Source organism: Pseudomonas taiwanensis (genome assembly GCF_013393345.1).
GTDB classification, from domain to species: Bacteria; Pseudomonadota; Gammaproteobacteria; order Pseudomonadales; family Pseudomonadaceae; genus Metapseudomonas; species Metapseudomonas resinovorans_C.
Window position 1 is genome coordinate 1 of the sequence record NZ_QJRF01000023.1, and the last position, 321, is coordinate 321.

The window sequence follows — 321 nt, forward strand, 5'->3', positions numbered from 1 at the left end:
GACGCACCCGCTACCGCGCCGTGGTCGAGCCGCGCCTGGCCCGCCTGCGGCTGGCTTCGGACTGGCGCATTTTCCAGACCCTGTCGGTGCCCGACATCGCCACCGCCGTGCTGAAGCAGCACGCCATTACCCTGGACTACGAGCAGCGGGTCACCAACCCCCATGTGCCGCGCGAGTACTGCGTGCAGGCCGGTGACACCGACTACCACTTCGTCGAGCGCATCCTGCGCGAGGAAGGCTTCTTCTACGGGTTCCTGCACAACGCCGAAGGCCACCGCCTCATCCACTGCGACCGCCTGTGGATCTTCGGCAAACTGCCGG

General features: G+C 67.3%; 1 protein-coding gene. It reads left to right on the forward strand.

Annotation, left to right across the window (positions count from 1 at the left end; translation table 11 throughout):
• A partial coding sequence (locus DM872_RS00120) for a contractile injection system protein, VgrG/Pvc8 family (RefSeq protein WP_256873254.1) occupies positions 1-321 on the forward strand: 321 nt, incomplete at both ends.